Raw genomic sequence first — 23,484 nt, 5'->3', positions numbered from 1 at the left:
AGCTATGCGTCGCCAGCGTGTACCGGCTCCATCCTGCGATGGTCGCTGCAGCCGCTCGCGGTCGGCTGCAGCAGGCGCTGGGCCGCAAGCAGATCCGGTGTCCCGAACCCCTCGGTGAACTCGTGATAGATCGGCGAGAGCAGCCGGACAGCCTTGGATCTGCGGTCGGTGGCGATCCAATGTGCCGCGAGATCGGTCGCGATCCGCAATTGGAACGTCAGCGCGCCTATCCTGCGCGCTTCCGCGAGCGCTTGCTGGAACCGCTTTTCGGCGCGCAGCGGCTCGCCGGTGTGGAGAAGGATCGCGGCGTCAACTCTCTGGAGCTCCGGACGGCACCAGCGCTCGCCTTGGCGTTCCTGATGCTCGATCGCCCGCGTGATGGCTTCTTGCGCCTCCGCGATCCGCCCTTGCCTCAGATAGGCGCGGGCGAGGACCGCGAGATAGCTGCCGATCCGCATCAAGAACCGGCATTCTGTCAGTTCGTCGATCGCGGCTCGAATATCCTCCACCGCGCGTGGATTGCCCCGCAGGTCGCGAAGGCATGCGGAGAAATAGCGCTCGACCGGAACCCAGCGTGAGATGCGCTCGCGTTCAAGGTTGCGACGCAATCGCTCAGTGTAGCTCGCGAGCGCGTCAAGATTGCCGGTTTCGAGCGCAACGGGAAGGGCGGCGAGCCCAAATGCGTTCGACTGTGACACCCAATGGCCGCTGCGGTCCGCGGCATCGATGGCGTCCTTGGCGAGCCTCGCCGCGTAGTCCGCTTGCCCTTGCATCCACGCGACGAAGGGCAGATTGAAGCGGACGGTGATGAACCGATAGACTTCGTTCGCGTCCTTGCGCGAACGCCCTTCGGCCAGCGAGTAGGTCGCTGCAAGACGGTCGAGAACAGGGCGGCTCCTGCTCAATTCGCCGGCAAAAGCGCGAGCCCAGGCCAGCGCGCGATCGGCTTCGGACGTCGCCGTCAGATCGCGATCGCGGTCGGCGAGCTCAGTGGCCTCTTCAAGATAAGATATGGCGCGCTCGACCTGGCCGATCTGCAGCAGGTAGAAGCCGAACCCGACCAGCGCCCGCTGCTGATATTCGATGTTGCCGGCCCGCTTTGCAAAGAGGATGGCATCGAGCCAGGCAATCTCGTTCTCATTCGACATCTTGCGGGCGTAGAAGAGGCTCCACCCAAGGGCGCAGGCGAGTTTTGTCTTCGACAGATCGTCGCACGGGACGGTCTTGGCCAATGCGAGCGCGTCCGCATACCGCGCCTGCGCTTCCGACAGGATCGACGTCTCCGACCACAAGGTGATCGCCGCAACCGTGAGCCTGATCCCGAGTACGGCATCGCCGTGCTCGCCGAACGCCCATGAAAGAGCGGCGCGCAAGTCGGCGATGCGGCCAAGGTAACGCTGGGTCCAATCGGCCGGCTCGCGCCAGTTCCACTCCTCCTCGGACTGCTCGAACAGCGTGAGGACACGTTGCGCATGACGGCGCAGCGCCTGGTCGCAGGCAGGATCGGCCCGGCGCCGCTCGCTCGCATAGCGGCATGTGCTGTCGAGCAGGCGATAGCGCAGGCTCGCGCCATGTGCCTGCGCGCTCAGGAGCGATTTGGCAACGAGACTGCCGAGGCCGGTGACGACGTCGACCGGCGTGAGCCCTGCCGCTTCGGCGACGAAGACCGCGTCCTCGACCTCGAATGCGTCGCTGAACACCGAGAGCAGGCCGAACAGTCTGGCTTCCCGCTGCGACAGCAGTCTGAAGCTCCAGTCGATCGTCGCCATCAGCGTTTCATGACGCGGCGGCGCGCCATCGGCGGCGGGGGCACGAAAACCCAAATTCTGGTCGAGCAACTCCACCAATTGGTGAGGATTGAACCTGCCGATCTGGGCTGCCGCCAATTCGATGGCCAGCGGGAGGCCGTCGAGCGAGTGGCAGATTGCGGCAACGGCCTCGCAATCATCATCGACGAATTGGTAGTCCGCCCATTCGGCGGCGCGGCTGACGAACAATTGCACTGCCGGAAACCTGACGGCTTGATCTGGGGTCAGGGCGTGGCCGGGTTTGGGTGAGACCAGGGAGCCGAGCCGGACGACGTGCTCGGTGGCGGTGCCGAGCGGTTCGCGGCTCGTCGCAAGCAGCTTGGACGGCGATGCCTCCGCCATGAACCTGCCGGCGAAGATCGTTGCGGCTGGCAGGACGTGCTCGCAATTGTCCAGAATGACCAGCATCTGCCGCGGTTTCAGATAGTCGATGGCCGCAGCCAGGCTGTTGTCCGGATTGCCCCGGATGCCCAATGCCGTCACCAGTGCGGCGCCGAACAGCGTCGGGTCGGAGATCGTTGCGAGATCGACGAAGCACACGCCGTCGCGGCACTGTGACGCAAACGCCTGGGCGACGGCCAAGGCAACCGTCGTCTTGCCGATTCCTCCCGCGCCAGCCAGCGTCACGTGCCTGTTGCCGGTCAACAGACCGGTGATATCGTCGATTTCCGCTTCACGACCAACGATGCCGCGCAGCAATGGCGGACTGGACGAGGGGAGCGGTTCGGCGAGCGCAAGATCGTCCTCGACCTCGCCGGTGCTGATCTGCACGTGCGCGATGAACTTGTATCCGCGGCGCGCCACGGTCGCGATGTATACGGGCTCGATCTGGGTATCTCCCAGCGAACGCCGCAAGCTCCACATGTTGACCTTGAGATTGCTGTCGTGGACGAACGTGCCCGGCCACGCGGCCGCCATCAGCTCAGTCTTGCTGACCAGCTCGCCGCAGCGCTGCACCAGCAGCTGCAAAAGCTCGAATGCACGTCCACCCAGCTTGACGGGGCGCCCTTTGAGAAGGAGCAACTGGCGGCTGGGGATCAGTCGAAATGGGCCGAAGCAGTAGGTGAGCTCCCGCCGGCCGGTGCCCCGTTGTCGTGTCTCCGTGGCAGCCCGCATTGATCATTGCCAATCGATCGAACCGATCGAGTGGTATTATCATGCACTGCAATATTTTTGAAGAGAGCACCTCCGAGTTGTACGATTTGCCGCAGGACGATCGCGACAGAGCGCTCACGCGGGACGGTTCGGCTATTTTTTAGGCTTGCCAAGAACGGCCATGCGCATGACTTCGACGCCGCCGTCGGCAAGTTCCGGCAGCTTGGCGAACCAATCCTTCACATAAGGCATCGCGTTGTGTGCGTCGAAATTGGCCTGGCTGGCGAACACTTCGTAGAAGATGAAGTGGCCGGGCTTGGCGCGGTCTTCCTGAAGGAAATAGACCAAGTTCTTGGGATCGCTGCGGAGGAGGTCGATCAGTGGCAAGGTGGCGGCGCGTAGCATGTCTTCTTTTCCGGGTTTGGCGCGCACCTGGGCCACCACGGAATATGCACCCTCCGGGATCTCCCGATAGTGCACGCGCGGCGCTTCCTGAGCCACGGCCGGAAGCGTCGCCAGCGCCGCAGCGGCGATCAGCAGGGCGGCAAGCGAGTTGCGGACGAGAGTTTGCATGGTGAAGTCCTCGACATCTGATCGGATCGCAGAGTGACCAGCCAGGGCACTGACAGCCGCCCCCGCCGCACGACAGTCTAGCGCACGACCTTCTGTTGCCGTTTTGCCAAGGCCTCGCTGAAGCGCTTCTTGACCGGGCCCAGCGCCTTGACGAATTCGAGCTGCTCGCCCTCCGGTCCCTTGCAGTAGATCAGCTCCCAGCCGTTCGAAGGTTCAGCGGTCACCCGGTTCGTGTTGGTGTTGCGGGGCGCGGCCTTGCGATCCGCCTCCGTCATGACGCGGATGGTGCGGTTCGCTCTCACCTGAGTCATGCCGCGGCGCGCCGATTCCGCTTCGAGATCGGCAATGAACTTGTTGAAGTCGACATCGTCGCGAACATAGAAGCAGATGTGCATCATGCGCGGGAAAGCAGGGCTCATGTGCTCCACCGGTTCGGCGAAGCTCTTCGCGCTGCCCATGGGCTGATCGGCCTCGCGATATTGCAGCAGCTCCAGCACCATGTTGTCGAACTGGATGAAGCGCACATCGAGGCGCTGTGCCCCGCTGCGCAAGTCGGGCACGCCGATGGTTCGCGGATTGACCCCGCGTGCGTTCGCCTCGATCTCCTGGTCGGCCAGCAGCGTGTTCTGCACCCCGTCGCCCTGGAAGTCGCCGTGCCGGAACACCTCGGTGCCGCCAAGCACCTCCGTGTAGAACTGGTACGCCCGCTCCATGTTCTGGACCGTCAGCCCGAAATGCTGGACGCCCTGGAGCCGCGCGCCGAGCGGCGCCTCGTCGCGCTCGGCATCCTGTGTCGCGGCTCGTGCGTCGATTGCCGTGCCGGCTATGATGCCGGTGACGACGGCGGCGCCGGCGGTTTGAAGCAGGGCGCGGCGACCCATCTCGGTGGTGTTGTCGGTTTCATCTGTCATGTTGCTCTCCTTGGTCGTTCGGTGGATTGGTTAATCAGCGGTGGGAAGCGGAGCTGCGGGGCTGACCAGCCCCTCGGAGCGCAGCTCGCGCCAGAACTCCGCCGGGATGGCTTCCTCGAGCGCCGCGCGATCCTCGGCGATGCGGCTTGGGCGGCTCGCACCGGGAATGACGGCGGCAACCACGGGATTGGCGAGCGCGAACTGCAGGCCGGCCGCCTTCATGCTGATCCGATAGCGGTCTGCGATCGCCTTGATCCGCGCCACCTTCTTGAGGATTTCGGGAGGCGCCGGCGCATATTCGAAGTTCGGGCCGCCGACGAGCGCGCCGGAACTGTAGGGGCCGCCGACCACGATCGCGAGCTCGTGCTCGGCGGCCATCGGCATCACCCGCTGCAGCGCCCTTGCATGGTCGAGCAGCGTGTATCGGCCCGCGAGCAGGAAGCCGTCGGGGCGCGGCTCTTCGAGCGCGAGCAGCAGCTCGATCGGCTCGACCCGGTTGACACCTAGTCCCCACGCCTTGACCACGCCTTCGTCGCGCAGCCGGTCGAGCGCCCTGAAGGCGCCCTTGCGGGCGCTTTCGAACACCGAGAGCCACTCGTCGCCGTAGAAATCCTGCGCAACGTCGTGCACGAAAGCGACGTCGATGTGGGAAGTCGCGAGCCGCTTCAGGCTGTCCTCGATCGAGCGCAACGTTCCGTCCCGGGAATAATCGTTCACGATCCGGTTCGGGCGGCCGTACCTGAATACGCCGCCCTTCTCGCCGAGGTCGCGGGCATCGACGTCCTCGATCTCGTCCAGGATCAGGCGGCCCACCTTGGTGCTGAGCACGTAGTCGTTCCGCGGCCGGCCGGCGAGTGCGGCGCCGATGCGGATCTCCGCAAGCCCCGCGCCGTAGAACGGCGCGGTGTCGAAATAGCGAATGCCGTCGTCCCAGGCTGCGTTCACCGTCGCGAGCGCTTCCCGCTGCGGGATGTCGCGGAACATGTTGCCGAGCGGCGCCGCGCCGAACCCTAGTCGTCCCGGCAGAATATCCTTGAGGGCCATGTTGCTAGTCCTTGTCTGCGAGGGCCAAGTCCGTCGGTGTGCGGCGCAGCCGATCTCAGTCGGTCGCTGACGTGTCTGCGCTTCTGATGAACGCCGCGACCTCGCGCGGATGCGACAGCATGACGGCGTGGCTGCTCTTCATCTCCGTCACCTTCGCGCCGGAACGCTTGGCCATGGTGCGCTGTGCCGTCGGCGGGATCATGCGATCCTCGCTCGTCACCATGTAATAGGTCGGCTTCGTCTTCCACGCCACGCGATCGACCTTGGTCTGCACCGCCTGCAATCCCCAGGGCAGCTGCGCGGCGCCCATGAAGCGGGTCGTGGCCGGGTCGACATCGGCCGCGAAAGAGGTGGGGAATTTTGCGCGGTCGACGAGCAGATAATTGCCCTCGGTGACCAGCGGAGCTTTGTGCTCGCCGGCGGGCACCGGGGCTTCCGCCAGCGTGCTGACGGACTCTCCGGCGTCAGGAGCAAAGGCAGCGAGATAGACCAGGCTGCGAACCTTGGGATTGTCGCCGGCTTCCGTGATGACCATCCCACCATAGGAATGCCCGACCAGAATGACGGGATGCCGCGCCTTGGCGATCACGCGCTCGGTCTCGGCGACATCGTCGCGAAGCGTGATCGTCGGCTGCTGAACGACGAGCACCTCATAGCCCGCCTCCGAGAGGATGCCGTAGGTGTCCTTCCAGCCCGAGCCATCGACGAAGGCGCCGTGCACGAGAACAATCGAAACATTCCTGTCGGCCGCGGCCGCGGGGGCGGCGGTTGCGATCGACAACGCGGCAAGCGCGGAGGTAAGCGGCTTCATGTCAGGCTCCTGTCCTCTATACGGCGAAATTGTCGTTGGTGCGCCTTCACTAGCGCACGCCCGCATTGCGATATTTCCGATTCCTGCGCGATGACGCACGCATCTTGCTGAGGTGCGAGGGGATCAAGCTTGCGAAGCCGAACACGTCTGGCGCCAAGCCTTTGCCTTGGCTGGCTTTTACCTCTTTTAACCGTGCCGCCTCTGGACTTCGCTGGCGCAGCTTGTGAGTAATTCGCGATCGGCGTGGCAGTGACCGGGGCTGCAACTCACCACCGGATGGAATGATCGCTCGCGCGATACGGGCCGGGAATCGCCGCAACGAAGCGGAGGTCGTAATGGCGCTCGTGACGCATGGAGATCACAAGTACAAGAACAGCGAGAAGCTCGCGGGGGTCAATGATTGGCCGGGGCTGAGCATCGAGCATCGCAAGTTCGAGGCAGGCTGTCAGGCAACGCCCGTTCCCATCTGCACCGAGCTCGTCATGCTGCTGTCGGGCGGGGGCATGGTGTGCCGTGCCGGCAACGGCGAAATCCAGAAAAGTCTTGCGCGTCCGGGCATGACTTATCTCGTGCCCGTGGGGACGCAGGAGAGCCATCTCGAGCTTTCGGACCGGATGGAATGTCTTCATCTCTATCTGCCGTCGACACTGCTTGACCACAGCGCGCTTGCGGATTTCGGCATCGATCCGGCCAAGGTCGAGATCGCCTATGCTCACGGCCTGGCGGACCAGGTGCTCTTCCACCTCTGCTCGCCGCTTCGCGATCTGCTCCATCGCCCGCGCCACCCGACCGACGCGCTGTTCGTGGAGGGGATCCAGGTCACCCTCGCGGCGCATCTCCTGGGCAATTACACGATCGACCGCTGGCGCGCGCCCGACAAGTCGCCGGCGCTCGACGCGCGACGCCTGCAGCGCGTGCTGGACTATATCGAGGCGTCTCTCGGCAGCGATATCAGGTTGGAGGATCTGGCGACCCAAGCCTGCCTCAGCCCCTATCATTTTTCCCGGCTGTTTCGCGAGGCGACCGGACTGTCACCGCACCGTTATGTCACCGATCGCCGCGTCCACGCCGCGCGAGAGGAGCTCGCGCGCGACCACCTGTCGCTGGTCGAGATTGCCCTGGAGTTCGGTTTCGGCTCGCAGGCCAATTTCACGCGCGTATTCCGCAAGGCCGCAAATCTCACCCCGGGGCAGTATCGCGAATTGTGCTGTGGCCAGGCCGAGGTGAAAGCCGATCGGCTCGAAAGCCATTCCGCAGGGATTGCGCATGATCCAGCAGGATTCGGAAATACGGCGCAATGGGCGTCGAGCATTGCTGTTGCAGCGACCAGGTAGGCGAGAGGACATATCGGCATGATCGAGCTCAAGGTGAACGGGATCAAGCGCCAGGTCGACGTCGTGCCCGAGATGCCCCTGTTGTGGGTGCTGCGTGACGAACTGGGCATCACCAGCGCCAAATACGGCTGCGGGGTCGCGCAATGCGGGGCCTGCACCGTTCACATCGACGGCAAGGCGGTGCGGTCCTGCCAGGCCCATATCGGCGAGGTCGCGGGCAAATCGGTCGTCACGCTCGAAGGCCTGCACAACAAGGACCAAAATCCGGTCTTGCAGGCCTGGATCGCGCATCAGGTGCCGCAATGCGGCTACTGCCAGACCGGTCAGATCATGCAGGCCATCTCGCTTCTTGCATCGATCCCAAAACCGACTGACGAGCAGATCAACCAGGTGATGTCCGGCAATCTCTGCCGCTGCGGCACCTATCCGCGCATTCGTGCGGCGATCCATGCGGCCGCCGCAAACAAGATGGCGGAGAAGTGAGATGGGCGACATGCAAACCCTTTCGCGTCGGGCTTTCGTGTTCGGCTCTGCCGCGGTCGCCGGTGGCATCGTTTTCGGTGCCTATGGTCCGGCCGAAGCGGCCGCGCCGAGTGCCGATGGCAATCCGCTGGCCGCCGGACTCGGCCCGAATTCCGTCACCTTCAATCCATGGGTCGAGATCAGCCCCGACAAGATCACGCTGATCGCGCAACACGCCGACATCGGTCAGGGTGTCGGCTCGGTGCAGCCGATCATGATCGCCGAGGAGATGGACCTCGACCCCGGCCAGTTCGAAGTCCGCTTCGCCGGCCCGAGTCCCGCTTACTTCAACACCGGATTCAAGGAGGAGCTGGCGCCGTTCCTGGCCGCGGACCAGAGCCCTGCGGCCGAAGCAGCACGTGCTGCGGCGCTGGAAAGTCTTCGCAAATCCGGCCTGCAGATGACGGGCGGCTCGAGCACGATCCCGGACACCTATGAGAAGCTGCGCGTGGCAGGGGCAGTTGCGCGCGAGACGTTGAAGGCAGCTGCGGCCAAACGTTCGGGCGTCGCAATCGCCGACATCCGCACGCAATCCGGCCACGTGATCCTGCCCGACGGAAGCAAAATTCCGTACGTCTCACTGGCGGCCGAGGCCGCAAGAATTCCGCCGGTGCTCGATGCGCAGCCGCGCGATCCCTCGACCTGGCGCATGCTGGGCAAGCCGATGACGCGCCTCGACGTGCGCGCCAAAGTTATGGGCGAATTGCAATTCGGCATCGATCAGAAGATGGAGGGCATGCTCTACGCCTCAGTCAAGCTGAACCCCGGCAAGGGCCAGCCGCTGAAATCCTACGACGCCAGCAAGGCGCGCGCGATGCCGGGCGTGAAGAAGATCCTCGAGATCAAGAACGGCGTTGCGGTGATCGCCACCAACAGCTGGTACGCCATGAAGGCGGTCGACGCGATCGCTTGCGAGTGGGCGCCGTCGGCCTATCCCGCCGAGCAGGCCGATCACTGGAAGGTGCTGGAATCCTCGTTCAAGCCCGAATTCCTCGGCAAGGAGTGGCGGACGATCGGCGACGTCGAAGCGGGCCTGAAGAGGGGCAAGCTCGTCGAAGCCGAATATCGCGCTCCTTACGTGGCACATCAGCCGCTCGAGCCCTTGAACGGGGTCGGTCTCGTCACCGACAAGGGCCTGGAAATCTGGGTTGGTCATCAGAGCCCGCAGGCGGTGCAAGCGATTGCGGCGAACGCTATCGGCCTCAAGCCGGAGCAGGTCATCTTCCACAATCAATGGACCGGCGGAAGCTTCGGCCATCGTCTCGAGTTCGAGAACGTCCGCGTGCTCGCGGAGATCGCCGACCAGATGCGCGGGACGCCGATCAAGCTCGTCTTCTCGCGCGAGGAGGACTTTCTCCAGGATATTCCGCGGCAGATTGCGATCGCGCGTCACAGGGGGAGCGTCGCCAACGGCAAGATCGTTGCGACCGACCTGCAATTGGCATCGACGGCGCCGTTCAAGGGACTGCTCGAGCGCATGGGTGCACCCTCGAAGGATCCCGATCCTCAATTGGCCGCCGGCACGTGGAACGTCTATTACGACATCCCCAACTTCCGCGCCATCAGCTACGAGGCGCAAGGGCTGTCGCCGTGCACCACCTGGCGCTCCGTGGGAGCGTCCACAGCCGGCTTCTTCACCGAAAGCTTCATTGACGAATTGATCCACGCAGCCGGCCTCGATCCCATGAAGGCGCGCATCGCGATGTGCAATGTGCCGCATTATCGCAAGCTGCTGGAGACGGTCGCGGAGATGTCGACCTGGAAGGGGCCGCTCGGCAACGGCAGGGGCCGCGGCGTCGCCTTCGTCGAGTCGTTCGGGACACCGGTTGCCGAGGTCGTCGAGGTGACGGCGACGGACCGTGGCATCCGGATCGACAAGGTCTGGGTCGCGGTCGACGTCGGCAAGGTGATCGATCCCGTCAATTTCGAGAACCAGGTCCAGGGCGGCGTCGTCTGGGGCCTAGGCCACGCGATCAATTGCGAAATCACCTACTCAAAAGGCGCGGCGCAGCAGACCAATTACAATCACCATGAGGCGATGCGGATCCACCAATGCCCGGTCATCGAAGTTCGCGGGCTCGAGAACGATCCGAAGGTGAGGGGCCTCGGAGAGCCGCCGGTGCCACCCGCCGCGCCTGCGCTTGCCAATGCGATCTTCGCGGCGACCGGAAAGCGCATCCGCGAAATGCCCTTCAACAAGTTCATCGATTTCGTGTGAGACACGCCATGCAGAGATCTCTGATCGCGTTGGTCTTGGCAGCGTCGGCCGTCGCCGGCCTGACCGGGATCGTCGCCGCGAAGGACGAGGCCGCCAAGGACCTGCTGCCGCCCGGTAGCGTCAGCCGCGCCGAGGGGCTGGAGGCGTGGAAGCGGATCGAAGCCGTCGTGACCCATCCACGGTGTGCCAACTGCCATGTCGATGCCAAGGCGATACCGATCTGGACGCCGGCCGGCGAAACCAAGCCTCGCCCGCATGGCATGAACATCCATGGCGGCGAGAGCCGCATCGGAGCAGAAGCGATCCCGTGCTCGACCTGCCACATGACCTCGACCCAGGCGAACGAGCCGGCGCCCTCGCCGCCGCGCGCCGGCATCGATTGGCAACTCGCCCCGGTGGCTTTCATCTGGTTCGGCAAGAGCGGCGCCGAGATCTGTGCCCAGATGAAAGATCCCAAGCGCAACGGCGGTCGCGACGCCGCTGGTCTCGTCGGGCATTTGCGGCACGATGCCTCGCTGAGCGGCTTCATCCCGCGCGGCTGGGCGCCTGGCGCCGGCCGCTCAACGCCGCCCGGCACCTTCGAGGATCACGTCAAGGACATGGCGATGTGGGGCGCGGCCGGACAGCCCTGTCCGAATTGAGGCGGTCTCCGCACCGCGGCAAGGCGATCCCAGATAGCATTATCGAAAGGAGAAAACCATGACCCAACACGTCCTCTTCATTGTCACCAACGCAGCCGTGATCGGACCGCATAGTCGCAAGACCGGCTTCTTTTTCGCCGAGGTTGCCCATCCTTTCGAGGTGCTCGACAAGGCTGGGATCGCGGTGGAGTTCGCGTCGCCGGCCGGGGGGTGGACGCCTTACGATGCATATGACGAGAAAGATCCTGCTCAGAAGGATTTCCTCGCCAGCAAAGCCTTTCGCCGCCTGAATCACAGCCGTAAATTATCCGAGGTGGATGCCGCCGACTACGACTCCATCCTGATACCCGGCGGTCTTGGTCCCATGGTGGACATCCAGCGCAATGCGGCGGTCCAAAGTGCCGTTGTGCGAGCCTGGAGCACCGGCAAGCTCGTCGCCGCTGTCTGTCACGGGCCGTGCGCGCTGCTTGGCGTCGACCTCGGCGATGGCGTCCCGTTCGTGCGCGGCAAGAAGCTGACATCCTTTTCGAAGAAGGAAGAGTACGACTATGCGCGCGATGACGTACCTTACGAGCTCGAGGATGCGTTGAGGGCAGAGGGTGCCGAGTACTCGTCCGCGGCCAATTGGCAACCTCACGTCGTCGTCGATGGCCGGCTCATCACGGGCCAGAACCCCGCCTCTGCCGGAGCGCTCGGAAAAGAGTTGCTGGCCGCCCTCAAGGATAGGAGCAGCGGCGCGAAAACCTGAAGATTCGCAAGGACGAATTCGAGCGGGATGGGCGCGGCATCTGAAGCTGTGCTTACATCCCTCTTTGCAGCAGGGCTATCGCATTTGGGAGTTTCCCCGGCGGCCATCCTTCGAGACGCCCGCTATGGGCGGGCTCCTCAGGATGAGGGCGGAGTGCGCGGCAGCCATTTCAACGAGCACTGATGCTGACTAGCCTCATCCTGAGGAGGCGCGTCAGCGCCGTCTCGAAGGACGAGGCGTGCGCGCAGGCCGCCGCCACAAGTCATATCCGATTGCTCTGCTATTTGCAGCTCTGGCAGATCATCAGCTTTCGCTTCAACGCCTCATCTTCTTGATCGAGACCATCCGGATTGGACCTGGCGTCCCTTGCTGCGCGCGAACGCGCAGGCGGCGTCACGCGGCTCGGAGTGCCAACGTCATCGACGGTGCCGACGCTGAAGCCATCGTAGTCGGCGGCCGGATTCGGTTGAGGCCGGCCAATCACGGAAGGCTCCCTGCTGGACGTCGCTGCTGGAGTTCCGTTCGTCGTTACCCGGGCGGGCTTGGTGGCACCCGGGCGTGGCGGCGATGCATCGGGCGGAGCAAGCGAAACCGGCGGCGCGGCCGAAGTTTGGCCTCTCGCGCTGTCGTGCGACCAGGCGACGATGAATGTAAGGCCGAGAGCCAGGAGCATCACGCGTCTCATCAGCATCCTCTCGGCAGCGCTGGTTGATCGATTGACAACATGGCTCGTCGAGCCCGTTCCGCCGGAGAATATCAGCACCCAGAGGGCCGTCAAAGCGCCGTAGCCTGGATGGAGCGAAGCGCAATCCGGATTATTGTTTCCGCGAGCGCTACGCCGTCTCCTGCAGCGCCCGCCGCAGCTTTCGGATGATGACGCCGCGGGCGCGGTCGTCGGCGGCGGCTGCGACGCGATCGTTGATGTCGAGCATCAGCTCGGACATCTCGTTGTGCCAGTCGAGACGCGTCACGGCCTCCGGCGACAGTCGCCGGCGACGATCGGCGTCGAGCACGCGCGGTTCGGGTGCCGCGAGCTCGAAAGTGTCGTCCAGCATCGGCTGGTAGATCCTGGCCGCGGGAATGATGCGCTCGGCGACGCGCTCGGCCAGGCCCGCAACCGCCGCTTCCTCGCCGTGGACCAGGAACAGCCCGCGCGCGATGGGACGACGCGCCGCGATCCAGCTGGCCATGCCGGCTCCGTCGGCATGGCCCGAATATTCGTCGATCATGCGGATGCGGGCAGCGACCTTGATCTCGTCGCCCTGGATGCGGACGGCCTTGGCCCCGTTCTGAAGGAAGCGGCCGAGCGTGCCGTTGGCCTGGAAGCCGGCCAGAAGCACGGTCGCGCGCTCGTTCCACAGCCAGCGCTTCAGATGATGGCGGATCCGGCCCGCATCGCACATGCCGCTCGCGGCGATGATGATGTGAAATCCGGACAGACGCATGATCGCCTTGCTCTCGTCCGCGGTCTCGGTGAATTTCAGATGCGGCGAGTTGAGCAGGCGCGTGGCGTCGACCGACGGATCGAGGCTCTCGGAATGGCGGCGGAACACTTCGGTCGCGCGGATCGCGAGCGGTGAATCGAGGAAAATCGGCGCCGTCGGAATCTCGCGGTGCTCCATCAGGTCGACGAGATCGACGATCAGCTCCTGGGTGCGCTCCACCGCGAAGGCGGGCAGCAGCAGCGCGCCGCCGGCCGCCGCGGCATCGCGCACCTCGGCCGCGAGGTGCTTGCGGCGAAGCGCAGGTGTCGTGGCCTCGCGCACGCGGTCGCCATAGGTCGATTCCGAGATGACGTAGTCGAAATCGCTCGGCGCTTCGGGATCGGGCTGGAGCAGCTTGGCCTCCGGCCCGACGTCGCCGGAGACGAGCACGCGCAGCGGCCGCGCCGCGCCTTGCTCGGCGATTTCCAGCTCGATCGAGGCGGAGCCGAGCAAATGGCCGGCGTTCCAGTAGCGTGCGCGGACGCCGGGGATCACGTCGGTCCAGCGTTCGTAGTCGACGGCGCGGAACGATCGCAGCGATGCGATCGCATCGGCCTGCGTGTAGATCGGCTCGACCTCCTTGCGCCCGCGCGAAGCATTGCGCCGGTTGAGCTGCTTGACCTCCGATTCCTGGATGTTGCCGGCATCGGGCAGCATGTAGGAGCAGAGGTCGATCGTGCCGCGCGTCGCCAGGATCGGCCCCTCGAAGCCCGCGCGCACGAGCTTCGGCAAGAGACCGCTATGGTCGATGTGAGCGTGCGTGAGCAGCACCGCATCGATGTCGGCGGGGCGAAACGGAAAGGCGCGATAATTGAGCTCCTTCAGCGTCTTCTGGCCCTGGAACAATCCGCAATCGACCAGGAAACAGCCGCTTGCGGTCTGGAACAGATAGCTCGAGCCGGTCACGGTGCGGGTGGCACCGCAGAATCGAACGGTGATGCTCATCTGTCATTCTCCGAGGGGCTTGCCGTTGATCGCATAGCCGTCGTCGGCCGCAGTCGCGCTGGCCGCCAAATCGTGCTCCGACCGGCCGAACGTGTAGACGCGATAGAGTGGCTCGCCCTGCTCGACGCGGTCGCCGATCTTCTTGAACAGGCGGATGCCGGCGCCCTTGTCGAGCGGCGCGCCGGCGGTGCGGGCGAGGCGGTTCAGACGCAGGCAGTCGATTGCGGACACGATGCCGTCATGCCTCGCCTCGACGTCGAAGCTGAGCGGTCCGAGCTCGTTGCTGCATGTCGAGGGGCCCTGTGCGTCGATGATCTTCTGCATCTGCTGCAGTGCCGCGCCGCTATCCAGCAGTTCGCGCGCCCGGGCATAGCCGGCCCCGCCGCGCAGCTTGGGATCGTATTCCAGCAGATGGGCGGCGAGCCGGAGCGACTTCTCGCGCAGATCGCGCGGCGCATCCTTGTCATTGCCGAGCACCGCCATGACGTCGTTGGCCTCCAGCACCGGCCCAATGCCGTTGCCGATCGGCTGGCTGCCGTCGGTCGTGATCACCTCGACCGTCCGGCCGAAGCGGTCGCCGACGAATTCGAACAGCTTTCGCAGCCGCATGGCCTCGACGCCGCCGGTGACCTTCGCGGTCGGCCCGACCGGAATGTCGATCAGCAGATGGGTCGAGCCTGCCGCGATCTTCTTGGACATGATGGACGCGACCATCTGCTCGCGAGTATCCAGGCTCAGCGGGCGCTCGACCGAGATCAGGACGTCGTCGGCCGGCGACAGGTTCACGTGCCCGCCCCAGATCAGGCAGCCGTTGCAGGAGGAGACGATCGCCTTCATCTCCTCGACGGAGATATTCACCCGCGCCAGCACCTCCATCGTGTCGGCGGTGCCGGCCGGCGAGGTGATCGCGCGCGAGGAGGTCTTCGGGATCGGCAGGCCATGCGCGGCGACGATCGGCACCACCACCATCGAGGTGCGGTTGCCGGGGATGCCGCCGATGCAATGCTTGTCGACGACGACAGGGGTCGGCCAGACCAATTGCGTGCCGGCCTGCGCCATGGCCCCCGTGAGGGCGAGCAGCTCGTCGCTGGTGATGAAGCTCGCCGACCCGATCAGGAAGGCGGCGATCTCCATGTCGGAGTAGCGATAATGGGCAAGGTCGCTGATGATCGCGCCGATCTCGGCCTGGCTCAGAGTTCGTCCGCGGATCTTCGCACGCACCGCTTCCAGGCTCTCCGGAGGCGAGGCGGGCCTGACCGTGACCTCCGTTCCGACCGCTTCGGCGAAGCGCCGGAACGCAGGCTCGGAGAGGCCGATCTCGTCGGGAGCCGCGAGCGTATCGTCGTCCGTGATCAGCAGGGTCGCCAGCAGAACCTTGCCGCCCTGACGAAGCTCGACGCGGCTGAAACCGCGGAAGATCTCCGCGCGCAGCGCCTTGGAGCGCCTCGAGACGACGACGACGTTCTCACGGCCGGTGTCGAGGCGGACGCGGCGGATCTTCAGTTGGGAATGCGGAAGGTCTGGATGCATGGACGGGCCGGCAGCAGGGAGTCGGACCTCCATGCTTAGACGTCGCCGTCCCGATGCTGTTGACCCAGATCATGGCCCGCCGCTCCGGCGGGCAGCCGCTGCGCAGGCCGTTGGCCGGCGGTTACTTCATCGCCGTGCTGACCGAGTTGAACTTGTTGTTGAGCAGCGCAGCGCCCGTGCTGTTGACGATGGTCACGATTGCCAGAGCGATCCCTGCGGCGATCAGGCCGTACTCGATTGCGGTTGCGCCATTCTCATCGGCAAGGAAGGACCTAAGCAGACGCATTGCCAACTCCTGTTCATCCGATCCGATGGATGGTCGCGTCGTTATCGGACTTGCAAATCGATCGAATAAATCTTCGAGCGCGCCAAAACACGGCGATCGCACCTTACCTCGTACGACGGCATTCATTAAATTAGGGTTCCGTCGATCCGTTCAAATGAAGTCAAACCGACAGCCTGTTGCATTGCCCCCATTGGCTTGGCCGCTTAACCGATTGTTGAGCCTGTTCGTCAACGAATAGGCAAGGATGTCTCGATCGCGCTCATCCGCGCCGGCCGTCCGCATTCAGCGCCCGCAACATCGCGATGCGGGCGAACATCACCCAGCCGCCGCCGGTCTCGGCCGCATTGATCAAGGTCTCGATCGCCGTCTGCCAATGCGCCTCGTGCTGGGCGTCCTCGGGCAGCTCCATGATGTAGTCGGCGGCTTCTTGAAGCGTGAACAACTTGCGCTTGTTGCTCACGCGGACGGGATCGTCGAACGCCGTCGACCAGGGCATGTCAGGCCGGCCGATCGGCGAGGAGAGACATCACGGCGTGATCGCGGGGCGTGGTGCTGTCAGCCGGCCTTCTTTGCCCGCGCCGGTGCGCGCACCGGCTTGTCGGCGGCCTTCTTCGGCGTGGTCGCAGCCTTCGCCGCAGCGTCCTTGCCGCCCTTGCCTGATATCGGCAGCAGCATCTCGCGCTGGCCCTCGACGCGCTTCTTCGGCTTCTTGGCCTTGATGTCCTTGGCGGTCTCCTTGTCCGTGTCCCTGGCGACCTTCGCCGCGGGGGCCGCGTCCTTCTCGTTCGCGATGCTCTTCTTCAGCGCGTCCATCAAGCTGATGACGTTGCCGCCGGTCTTCGGTGCGGCCTTGGCGGTGATCGGCATGCCGCTGCGCTTCTTGTTGATGAGATCGATCAAGGCGGTCTCGTAATGATCCTCGAACAGCTCGGGCTCGAACGCGCCGGACTTCTTCTCGACGATGTGCTTGGCGAGGTCGAGCATGTCCCTCGTCAGCTTCACGTCCTGGATGTCGTCGAAATATTCCTTCTCGCTGCGGACCTCGTAGGGGTAGCGCAGCAGCGTGCCCATCAGCCCGTTCTCGAGCGGCTCCAGCGCGATGATGTGCTCGCGGTTGGTCAGCACCACGCGGCCGATCGCGACCTTGTCCATGCTCCGGATGGTCTCGCGGATCACCGCATAGGCGTCGTGGCCGACCTTGCCGTCGGGCACGAGGTAGTAGGGGCGGATCAGATAGCGGTTGTCGATGTCGGCCTTGGGCACGAACTCGTCGATCTCGATCGTGTGGGTGGAATCGAGCGCGATGTCGTCCAGCTCGTCCTTAGTGACCTCGATATAAGTGTCGGTGTCGACCTTGTAGCCCTTGACGATGTCCTCGGAGGTCACCTCGTCGCCGGTCTCGGCATCGACCTTGAGATACTTGATGCGGTGGCCGGTCCTGCGGTTGATCTGGTTGAACGAAACCTTCTCCGTATCCGAAGTGGCCGGATAGAGCGCGACCGGGCAGGTCACGAGCGACAGACGCAGAAAACCCTTCCAATTGGCGCGGGGGGCCATGGGCTACTCCAGACGCAACAGCGGACAAGCTTTGAGGATACCATCGCCCAGTTGCGAATCATAGCAACCGCCGGCGCGGAATCTTGCAACGGCGTTAATCGCCGCCTGCGCGGTGTTTGCTGGACCGGAACATCGCCCGAGATGACGCGTTGCCTCGGCAATTCATCGCCGAGGAGGTCGCGGCCATCCGACGCGACAGCCACAGATCGAGGTCACCATGGCAACCAGGCGAGAGCAGAACCGGATCGTCGAAACTCCGACCGAGGCGCGCCAGGGCGAGCCCGGACCTTCGGTGGCGGCGCTGCTCGCCATCTCGACCGGGCTTGCGATCCTGATCCTCGCCGTCGTCTGGTTCGTGTTCTTCCGGACCTGACGGCCGGATCAGCACGCCGGCACCTTCCGGCTCGCCGCGCGATGCGGCACGTTGCGCCCACCATGCCGCCGGCTCCTCCGGCGGCATGGTGGGCGCAGTCGCATTTGCGCGCGCCGGGTCGTATATGACCAAAAAGTAACGTAGCCTGGTTCCCTGCGTTCATATTCAGTTCACGCCCGAATTGCTCATCTGTGGCGGTGTTCATGTCGCCTGTTCTTGCAGCCTATCCTTGGAGAGAAGCGTGCGCCTGCTCGTTGTTGAGGACGACCCCGATCTCAATCGCCAGCTCACCAAGGCGCTGACCGACGCCGGCTATGTCGTCGATCGGGCTTTCGACGGGGAGGAGGGGCACTATCTCGGCGACAACGAGCCGTATGACGCCGTGGTGCTCGATATCGGCCTGCCGAAGAAGGACGGCATCTCGGTGCTGGAAGCCTGGCGCCGCAACGGCCGCACCATGCCGGTTCTGATCCTCACTGCACGCGACCGCTGGAGCGACAAGGTGCAGGGCTTCGATGCCGGCGCCGACGACTACGTCGCAAAGCCGTTCCACCTCGAGGAGGTGCTGGCGCGCATCCGCGCCCTGCTGCGCCGCTCCACCGGCCATGCCCAGAGCGAATTGACCTGCGGCCCGGTTACGCTCGACACCCGAACCGGCCGGGTCAGCGTGTCGGGCAATCCCATCAAGATGACCTCGCACGAATATCGGCTTCTGGCCTACTTGATGCACCATTCCGGGCGGGTGGTCTCGCGCACCGAGCTGGTCGAGCATCTCTACGACCAGGATTTCGACCGCGACTCCAACACCATCGAGGTCTTCGTCGGCCGCATCCGCAAGAAGCTCGACGTCGACATCATCCAGACCGTCCGCGGCCTGGGCTATCTCCTGACCCCGCCGCCGGCCCCGGGCGCCTGAGGCGTTCCGGCCTTTGAAGTATCTTGGCTTGACGGGAGGCCGAACAGGGCCCTTGGTCCGGTCATGACGTCCGACCACCTGCCATCCTGCGCCGCCCGGGATCATTCCGATGGCCGCTAGCTCGCTTGCGAACCGACTGTTCCTGTCGGCGACCGCCTGGCTCGTGGTGATCCTGGCCATCACAGGCGTGGTGCTGTCGTCAGTCTACAAGAACGCCACCGAGCGCGCCTTCGACCGCCGGCTCAATCTCTACCTGCGCACCCTCATCGCCGAGGTCGCAACGCCCGACGAGCCGCCGGATCGCCAGTTCCAGTCGCTTGGCGAGCCCCTGTTCGACCTGCCGCTGTCCGGCTGGTACTGGCAGATCACGCGGACCGACACCGAAAAGCCGGAAGTGCGCTCCTCGCGCTCGCTTTGGGACAAGAAGCTACCGAAGCTCGAAGAGCAGGGTGCCGAGCTCACCGCCGCCGGCATCCGCCTCGCCTATGTCGACGGGCCGGAAGGGCAGAATCTGCGCATGGTGGAACGGCCGGTCGATCTCGGTGCCGACGGCAAATTTCTGGTCAGCGTCGCCGGGGACGATACCGAGATTTTCGACGAGACACGCAGCTTCGACTACTATCTCGGCGGCACCTTCACGGCGCTCGGCATCGTGCTGCTGCTGACGACCGTGTTCCAGGTCCGTTTCGGCCTTGCACCGCTCAAGCGCATCTCGGACGCGATCGCCGACATCCGCTCCGGGCGGGCGGAACGGCTCGAGGGTGAATTCCCGGTCGAGATCGCGCCGCTGGCGCGCGAGACCAACGCGCTGATCGACGCCAATCGCGAGATCGTCGAGCGGGCGCGCACCCATGTCGGCAATCTCGCTCATGCGATCAAGACGCCGCTTTCGGTCATCGTCAACGAAGCCAGCGCGCATGCCGCCGATCCGTTCGCGGAGAAGGTGATGGAGCAGGCGGATGTGATGCGTGATCAGGTCGCCCATCATCTGGAGCGCGCCCGCATCGCGGCACGGGTCTCGGTGGTCGCGACCGTGACGGAGGTGGCGCCTGCCATCGAGGGACTGCGGCGGACCATGGAGAAGATCCATCGCGACCGCGGCATCGTGGTCGAGGCCAAGGCCGATCCATCCGCCAAGTTCCGGGGCGAGCGGCAGGATCTCGAGGAGATGGTCGGCAATCTCGTCGACAATGCCTGCAAATGGGCGGCCTCCCGCGTCCTCATTGAGGTCCTGGTCGAGCCGCAACAGCGGGCCGGCGCCGGCCCGAGTTTGCGGGTGATCGTCGACGACGACGGCCGTGGTCTGTCGGAAGCCGAGCGCGCCCAGGTCGCCCGGCGCGGCAAGCGCCTCGACGAGTCCAAGCCCGGGTCGGGACTGGGGCTGTCGATCGTCACCGACCTCGCGGCCCTCTATGGCGGCAGCCTTTCGCTCGGCAGCGCTCCGACTGGGGGTCTGCGCGCCGAGCTGGTTCTTCCCGGACTATAATCCCTTGTTTCGACGACAATTTCCGGCGCGGCCGAGGCTCCTCCAGCGAAGCATGGGAGGCATTCGAGGCAGCTTCCTAAACGGCTTCTTAAGTGGGGACCCCCTATGATCGCGCCGGACCCATCCCATGTCCGCCATTTTACCGTGCATTACCCGGGCGCATGAGCCAGACATCGATCGAGCGGCTGAGGGAATATCTCGCGCAGCTCCCGCCGCAGTCGCAGGCACTGCTGATGCGGGAGTTCGAGCGTGCGCTGGAGCGCGGCCAGGACACGGCGGTGGCCACCCTCGTGCTCGAGCAGCTGCGCAAGATCGTCCGCAAGAGCGAGGCCGACGAGGCTTTGCCGCCGCGCACGGACGATCTGTCGCGGCTCCTATTCCAGGTGTTGGAACCGTTCCTCGTCGAAGCGGGCACTCCTGTCAGGGCCGGCCAGATTCGCCGCTCCTCGCTGCAGCCGATCTGGCAGTGGCTTGGCCGTGACGGCGCACCGGACAAGGTGAACGAATTCGAGGCGGCGCTGGCGCGCATGCCGGCGGACAGTGCTGGGCAGGTCGAAGCCCTGGCGCAGAAGCTTCAGGCGGTGGCCGCGGACGCCATCTTCGAGCTGACGGGGCCGGGCGGCGGCGACAAGTCGCGGGCGCTGGCCCGGGTCGGACCGCCCAACGTGATCGAGGATCTCTATTCGATCGGTGCGGTGCTCCAGGTCCGGGACGCCATTGCGACATTGAACGAGAAATTACCGCGCACCTTGCGGGCCTTCGGGGATTCCCAGATCGCCTCGGTGACGTCGGCGCTCAACATTCCGGCGCTTCAGACGCCGCAGATGCTGCCTTTCGCCTTGTCGATCGTCGTGCAGCGGATGACCGCGCCCTGGCAGATCATCCGCCTTGCGGTCAAGATAGCGGCGTCCGATGACGAGATCCGCGTCGCGGCGACGCCCTACGGTATGGCCGTCACGATGGCCCTGCACGATTTGTCCTGCGTCGCCGCGGTCCTGCGCATGGACATCAAGCGCGGCCATTTCGACAATGTCGCCGGCAACCTCAAGACGCTGCACGACGGCGTGCGCGGACTGCGCACCGAGCTCGACCTGCGCAACGATTCGACCTGGGGCAAGCAACTGACGTCGATCCGGGCCGACATCTCCAATGCGCTGCAGTCCGAGATCGACAGCGTTCCCGGCCGCGTCCGCCGCATCCTGCGCCAGCGCCCCGAAAAGGACATTCCGCCGGGCGCGCGGATCGACAGCACCGAAGTCGAGGAAACGGTGGCACTGATCGACTTCGTCGCGACGTGCCGCAACTATGCGAGCGAGCTTGCGATCAACGAGGTGACGCTGCGTACCTTCTCCGATCTCCAGCAATATGTGGAACGGTCGACCGAGCAGCTGGTGCAGTCGCTGCGTGCCGCCGATCACAAGGTCCGCACCTATCGGCAGCAGCAGGTGCAGGCCGCGATCCGCTTCTGCCAGGTGCTGTTCGGCGACGATTACGCCTCATTGATGAGCCGGGCCGCCGAAAATGCACTCACGGGCGAGCGCAAATCGTCGCGCGCAGGCTGATCGGCGCGCATTTTTCCTGATCACAATTTGAAGTTGACGACACTGATGGCGCACCGTACTTTCGCAGGTGCAAGTCTGGAAATTTCCATCTGTAGGCGCATGAAACCGGTCATCAGCTCGATTGAAATTGAGAACCGCGTCATCGTTGCCAAGTATCAACGGCTGATGGTTGGAGCCAAGGTGGTGCTGGTCGAGAAGGCCAGCGATCGGCAGCTGCCCGAGACCGCCACCAGGGTTGCATCTCGGGTTCCGGTCGGAGCGCTGCGCATCAGATTGCCGGATGCAATCAAGCCCGGAACATACTTCCTGAAGGCCTTCGACGGGCACGGCGAGCAGGCCGCGCAAAGTATCGACTTCGAGATCGGCTAAGCCGTTGGATTTTCACCTTTTCGGCACTACATGCGGTTGCGCCGCCTTGACAATTGTCAATTGCCGCATCGTCCGGCCGTGGTGTAAAGGCACCTACAGGCGCGGTTCGGGCGCCGCCGGAAGCTTGCCAGATGACGCTATGGTTCGTGTTCGCGCTGATGACGGTCGCGGCGATTTTCGCCGTGCTCTTGCCGCTTGGCCGCACCAGCCGCGCACAAGATCAGGGCAGCGAGGTCGCGGTCTACAAGGACCAGCTGGCCGAGATCGAGCGTGATCTCGCCGCAGGGTTGATCTTGGCGCCGGAGGCGGAGGCTGCGCGCGTCGAGGTCAGCCGCAGGCTGCTCGCGGCGGCGGCCAGCGAGCCGGCAACGGCGCCGAAGTCGAACCTCAAATGGCGCCGTGCGGCGGCCGTGCTGGCGCTTGCCGGACTGCCGCTCATCGCGGCCGGCGTCTACATGCCACTCGGCTCGCCCCGGCTGCAGGACTTTCCCCTTGCGCAGCGGGAGCGCGGGGGTGGCATGGCGCAGTCGCTCGAGAACCTCGTCGTGCAGGTCGAGCAGCATCTTGAGAAGAATCCGACGGACGGGCGCGGCTGGAACGTGCTCGCGCCGGTTCTGGAGCGGCTCGGCCGCTTCGACGACGCGGTGCGCGCCTATCGCAACTCGCTCACTTACAACGGTGAGAGCGCGGAGCGCCGGTCCGATCTCGGCGAAGCGATCTCGGCTGCCGCCGGCGGCGTGGTGACCGCCGAGGCCAAGGCCGAATTCGAGCGCGCACACGCCTTGAACGCCGACGATCCCAAGGCGAATTACTTTCTGGGCCTTGCCGCCGAGCAGGACGGCCGCAAGGACGACGCGGCCAATATCTGGCGCGCGCTGCTTGCGAAAGCTCCTGCGGATGCGCCGTGGCGTGCCCTGGTGCAGTCCTCGCTGGCGCGGGTCGGTGGCGGCGGCACGCTGCCGGCGCTGTCCGACGAGACGATTGCTGCCTCCAAGGACATAGCCGAAACCGATCGCAACGCCATGGTGCGCGGCATGGTCGACCGTCTGGCGACGCGGCTGAAGCAGAACGGCGACGATGTCGAGGGCTGGCTGCGTCTGGTGCGCGCCTATCTGGTGATGGGCGAGCGGGACAAGGCAATGGGCGCTTCGGCCGATGCCCGGCAGGCGGTTGCCAGCAACGCCGAGCGGCTGCGCCAGCTCAACGAAGGCCTGAAGACTCTCGGGATCGGCGGATGATTTCGGGACGACAGATGCGGAGAACGGATACGC

The 23,484-nt window shown here is 64.9% G+C and carries 21 protein-coding genes; 11 read left to right on the top strand and 10 right to left on the bottom strand.

The window, feature by feature from the left end; translation table 11 throughout:
- Nucleotides 1-2: 2 nt before the first annotated feature.
- The 5 genes from I6F24_RS01375 to I6F24_RS01355 form a co-directional block, all read right to left on the bottom strand.
- Entirely contained in the window at nucleotides 3-2,831 is a 2,829-nt protein-coding gene (locus I6F24_RS01375; RefSeq protein ID WP_225149858.1) for a winged helix-turn-helix domain-containing protein, read from the bottom strand.
- Nucleotides 2,832-3,056: 225 nt separating this feature from the next.
- Nucleotides 3,057-3,476 (bottom strand): putative quinol monooxygenase, encoded by a 420-nt coding sequence (locus tag I6F24_RS01370; protein ID WP_225149857.1) that lies wholly within the window; start codon nucleotides 3,474-3,476, stop codon nucleotides 3,057-3,059.
- Between the two features lie 77 nt (nucleotides 3,477-3,553).
- Nucleotides 3,554-4,387 carry a VOC family protein gene (locus I6F24_RS01365; RefSeq protein ID WP_225149856.1) on the bottom strand — a complete coding sequence of 278 codons (834 nt, stop codon included), beginning with the start codon at nucleotides 4,385-4,387 and terminating at the stop codon, nucleotides 3,554-3,556.
- Between the two features lie 30 nt (nucleotides 4,388-4,417).
- On the bottom strand, nucleotides 4,418-5,431 hold the full coding sequence (locus I6F24_RS01360; RefSeq protein ID WP_225149855.1) for an aldo/keto reductase: 1,014 nt from the start codon (nucleotides 5,429-5,431) through the stop codon (nucleotides 4,418-4,420).
- 55 nt (nucleotides 5,432-5,486) lie between these two features.
- A complete protein-coding gene (locus tag I6F24_RS01355; protein WP_036005822.1) occupies nucleotides 5,487-6,242 on the bottom strand; it encodes an alpha/beta hydrolase in 756 nt (251 codons plus the stop codon).
- Nucleotides 6,243-6,577: 335 nt separating this feature from the next.
- Here I6F24_RS01355 and I6F24_RS01350 point away from each other — a divergent pair, with 335 nt between their 5' ends.
- Genes I6F24_RS01350 through I6F24_RS01330 form a run of 5 tightly spaced genes read left to right on the top strand, consistent with a single transcriptional unit; the run spans nucleotide 6,578 to nucleotide 11,705 of the window.
- Entirely contained in the window at nucleotides 6,578-7,576 is a 999-nt protein-coding gene (locus I6F24_RS01350; RefSeq protein ID WP_225149854.1) for an AraC family transcriptional regulator, read from the top strand.
- Between the two features lie 18 nt (nucleotides 7,577-7,594).
- Nucleotides 7,595-8,059: a (2Fe-2S)-binding protein gene (locus tag I6F24_RS01345; RefSeq protein WP_036023261.1), complete on the top strand. Its 465-nt coding sequence runs from the start codon at nucleotides 7,595-7,597 to the stop codon at nucleotides 8,057-8,059.
- Nucleotide 8,060: 1 nt separating this feature from the next.
- The gene (locus tag I6F24_RS01340; RefSeq protein WP_036005819.1) at nucleotides 8,061-10,316 is read left to right on the top strand and encodes a molybdopterin cofactor-binding domain-containing protein; all 2,256 of its coding nucleotides are present in this window, start codon (nucleotides 8,061-8,063) and stop codon (nucleotides 10,314-10,316) included.
- An 8-nt stretch (nucleotides 10,317-10,324) separates the two neighbouring features.
- Nucleotides 10,325-10,957 carry a hypothetical protein gene (locus I6F24_RS01335; RefSeq protein ID WP_225127189.1) on the top strand — a complete coding sequence of 211 codons (633 nt, stop codon included), beginning with the start codon at nucleotides 10,325-10,327 and terminating at the stop codon, nucleotides 10,955-10,957.
- A 58-nt stretch (nucleotides 10,958-11,015) separates the two neighbouring features.
- A complete protein-coding gene (locus tag I6F24_RS01330; RefSeq protein ID WP_225127187.1) occupies nucleotides 11,016-11,705 on the top strand; it encodes a type 1 glutamine amidotransferase domain-containing protein in 690 nt (229 codons plus the stop codon).
- An 833-nt stretch (nucleotides 11,706-12,538) separates the two neighbouring features.
- Here the strand turns inward: I6F24_RS01330 and I6F24_RS01320 are convergent.
- The 5 genes from I6F24_RS01320 to I6F24_RS01300 form a co-directional block, all read right to left on the bottom strand.
- Nucleotides 12,539-14,134, bottom strand: a complete 1,596-nt coding sequence (locus tag I6F24_RS01320; RefSeq protein ID WP_225127183.1) for an MBL fold metallo-hydrolase — start codon at nucleotides 14,132-14,134, stop codon at nucleotides 12,539-12,541.
- A 3-nt stretch (nucleotides 14,135-14,137) separates the two neighbouring features.
- Nucleotides 14,138-15,664 carry a thymidine phosphorylase family protein gene (locus I6F24_RS01315; RefSeq protein ID WP_225111882.1) on the bottom strand — a complete coding sequence of 509 codons (1,527 nt, stop codon included), beginning with the start codon at nucleotides 15,662-15,664 and terminating at the stop codon, nucleotides 14,138-14,140.
- Between the two features lie 121 nt (nucleotides 15,665-15,785).
- The gene (locus tag I6F24_RS01310; protein WP_036005811.1) at nucleotides 15,786-15,950 is read right to left on the bottom strand and encodes a Flp family type IVb pilin; all 165 of its coding nucleotides are present in this window, start codon (nucleotides 15,948-15,950) and stop codon (nucleotides 15,786-15,788) included.
- A gap of 259 nt (nucleotides 15,951-16,209) precedes the next feature.
- Complete coding sequence (locus tag I6F24_RS01305) at nucleotides 16,210-16,446, bottom strand: hypothetical protein (protein ID WP_225149853.1); 237 nt, start codon at nucleotides 16,444-16,446, stop codon at nucleotides 16,210-16,212.
- Nucleotides 16,447-16,505: 59 nt separating this feature from the next.
- Nucleotides 16,506-17,507 carry a Ku protein gene (locus I6F24_RS01300; protein WP_225149852.1) on the bottom strand — a complete coding sequence of 334 codons (1,002 nt, stop codon included), beginning with the start codon at nucleotides 17,505-17,507 and terminating at the stop codon, nucleotides 16,506-16,508.
- A gap of 217 nt (nucleotides 17,508-17,724) precedes the next feature.
- Here I6F24_RS01300 and I6F24_RS01295 point away from each other — a divergent pair, with 217 nt between their 5' ends.
- The 6 genes from I6F24_RS01295 (at nucleotide 17,725) to ccmI (ending at nucleotide 23,451) form a co-directional block, all read left to right on the top strand.
- The gene (locus I6F24_RS01295; RefSeq protein WP_167361642.1) at nucleotides 17,725-17,880 is read left to right on the top strand and encodes a hypothetical protein; all 156 of its coding nucleotides are present in this window, start codon (nucleotides 17,725-17,727) and stop codon (nucleotides 17,878-17,880) included.
- A gap of 241 nt (nucleotides 17,881-18,121) precedes the next feature.
- Complete coding sequence (locus I6F24_RS01290; RefSeq protein WP_036005801.1) at nucleotides 18,122-18,796, top strand: response regulator transcription factor; 675 nt, start codon at nucleotides 18,122-18,124, stop codon at nucleotides 18,794-18,796.
- A gap of 109 nt (nucleotides 18,797-18,905) precedes the next feature.
- Complete coding sequence (locus I6F24_RS01285) at nucleotides 18,906-20,282, top strand: sensor histidine kinase (RefSeq protein WP_225149851.1); 1,377 nt, start codon at nucleotides 18,906-18,908, stop codon at nucleotides 20,280-20,282.
- Nucleotides 20,283-20,443: 161 nt separating this feature from the next.
- Entirely contained in the window at nucleotides 20,444-21,844 is a 1,401-nt protein-coding gene (locus I6F24_RS01280) for a hypothetical protein (protein ID WP_036023270.1), read from the top strand.
- A gap of 99 nt (nucleotides 21,845-21,943) precedes the next feature.
- Nucleotides 21,944-22,213, top strand: a complete 270-nt coding sequence (locus I6F24_RS01275; RefSeq protein ID WP_036005792.1) for a hypothetical protein — start codon at nucleotides 21,944-21,946, stop codon at nucleotides 22,211-22,213.
- A 131-nt stretch (nucleotides 22,214-22,344) separates the two neighbouring features.
- Nucleotides 22,345-23,451: a c-type cytochrome biogenesis protein CcmI gene (gene ccmI / locus I6F24_RS01270; protein ID WP_225149850.1), complete on the top strand. Its 1,107-nt coding sequence runs from the start codon at nucleotides 22,345-22,347 to the stop codon at nucleotides 23,449-23,451.
- The last annotated feature ends 33 nt before the right edge of the window (nucleotides 23,452-23,484 follow it).

Source organism: Bradyrhizobium sp. BRP23, assembly GCF_020194135.1.
GTDB lineage: Bacteria > Pseudomonadota > Alphaproteobacteria > Rhizobiales > Xanthobacteraceae > Bradyrhizobium > Bradyrhizobium yuanmingense.
Note: the sequence above shows the minus strand (reverse complement) of the source record. Positions and strands in the feature narration are given on the sequence as shown.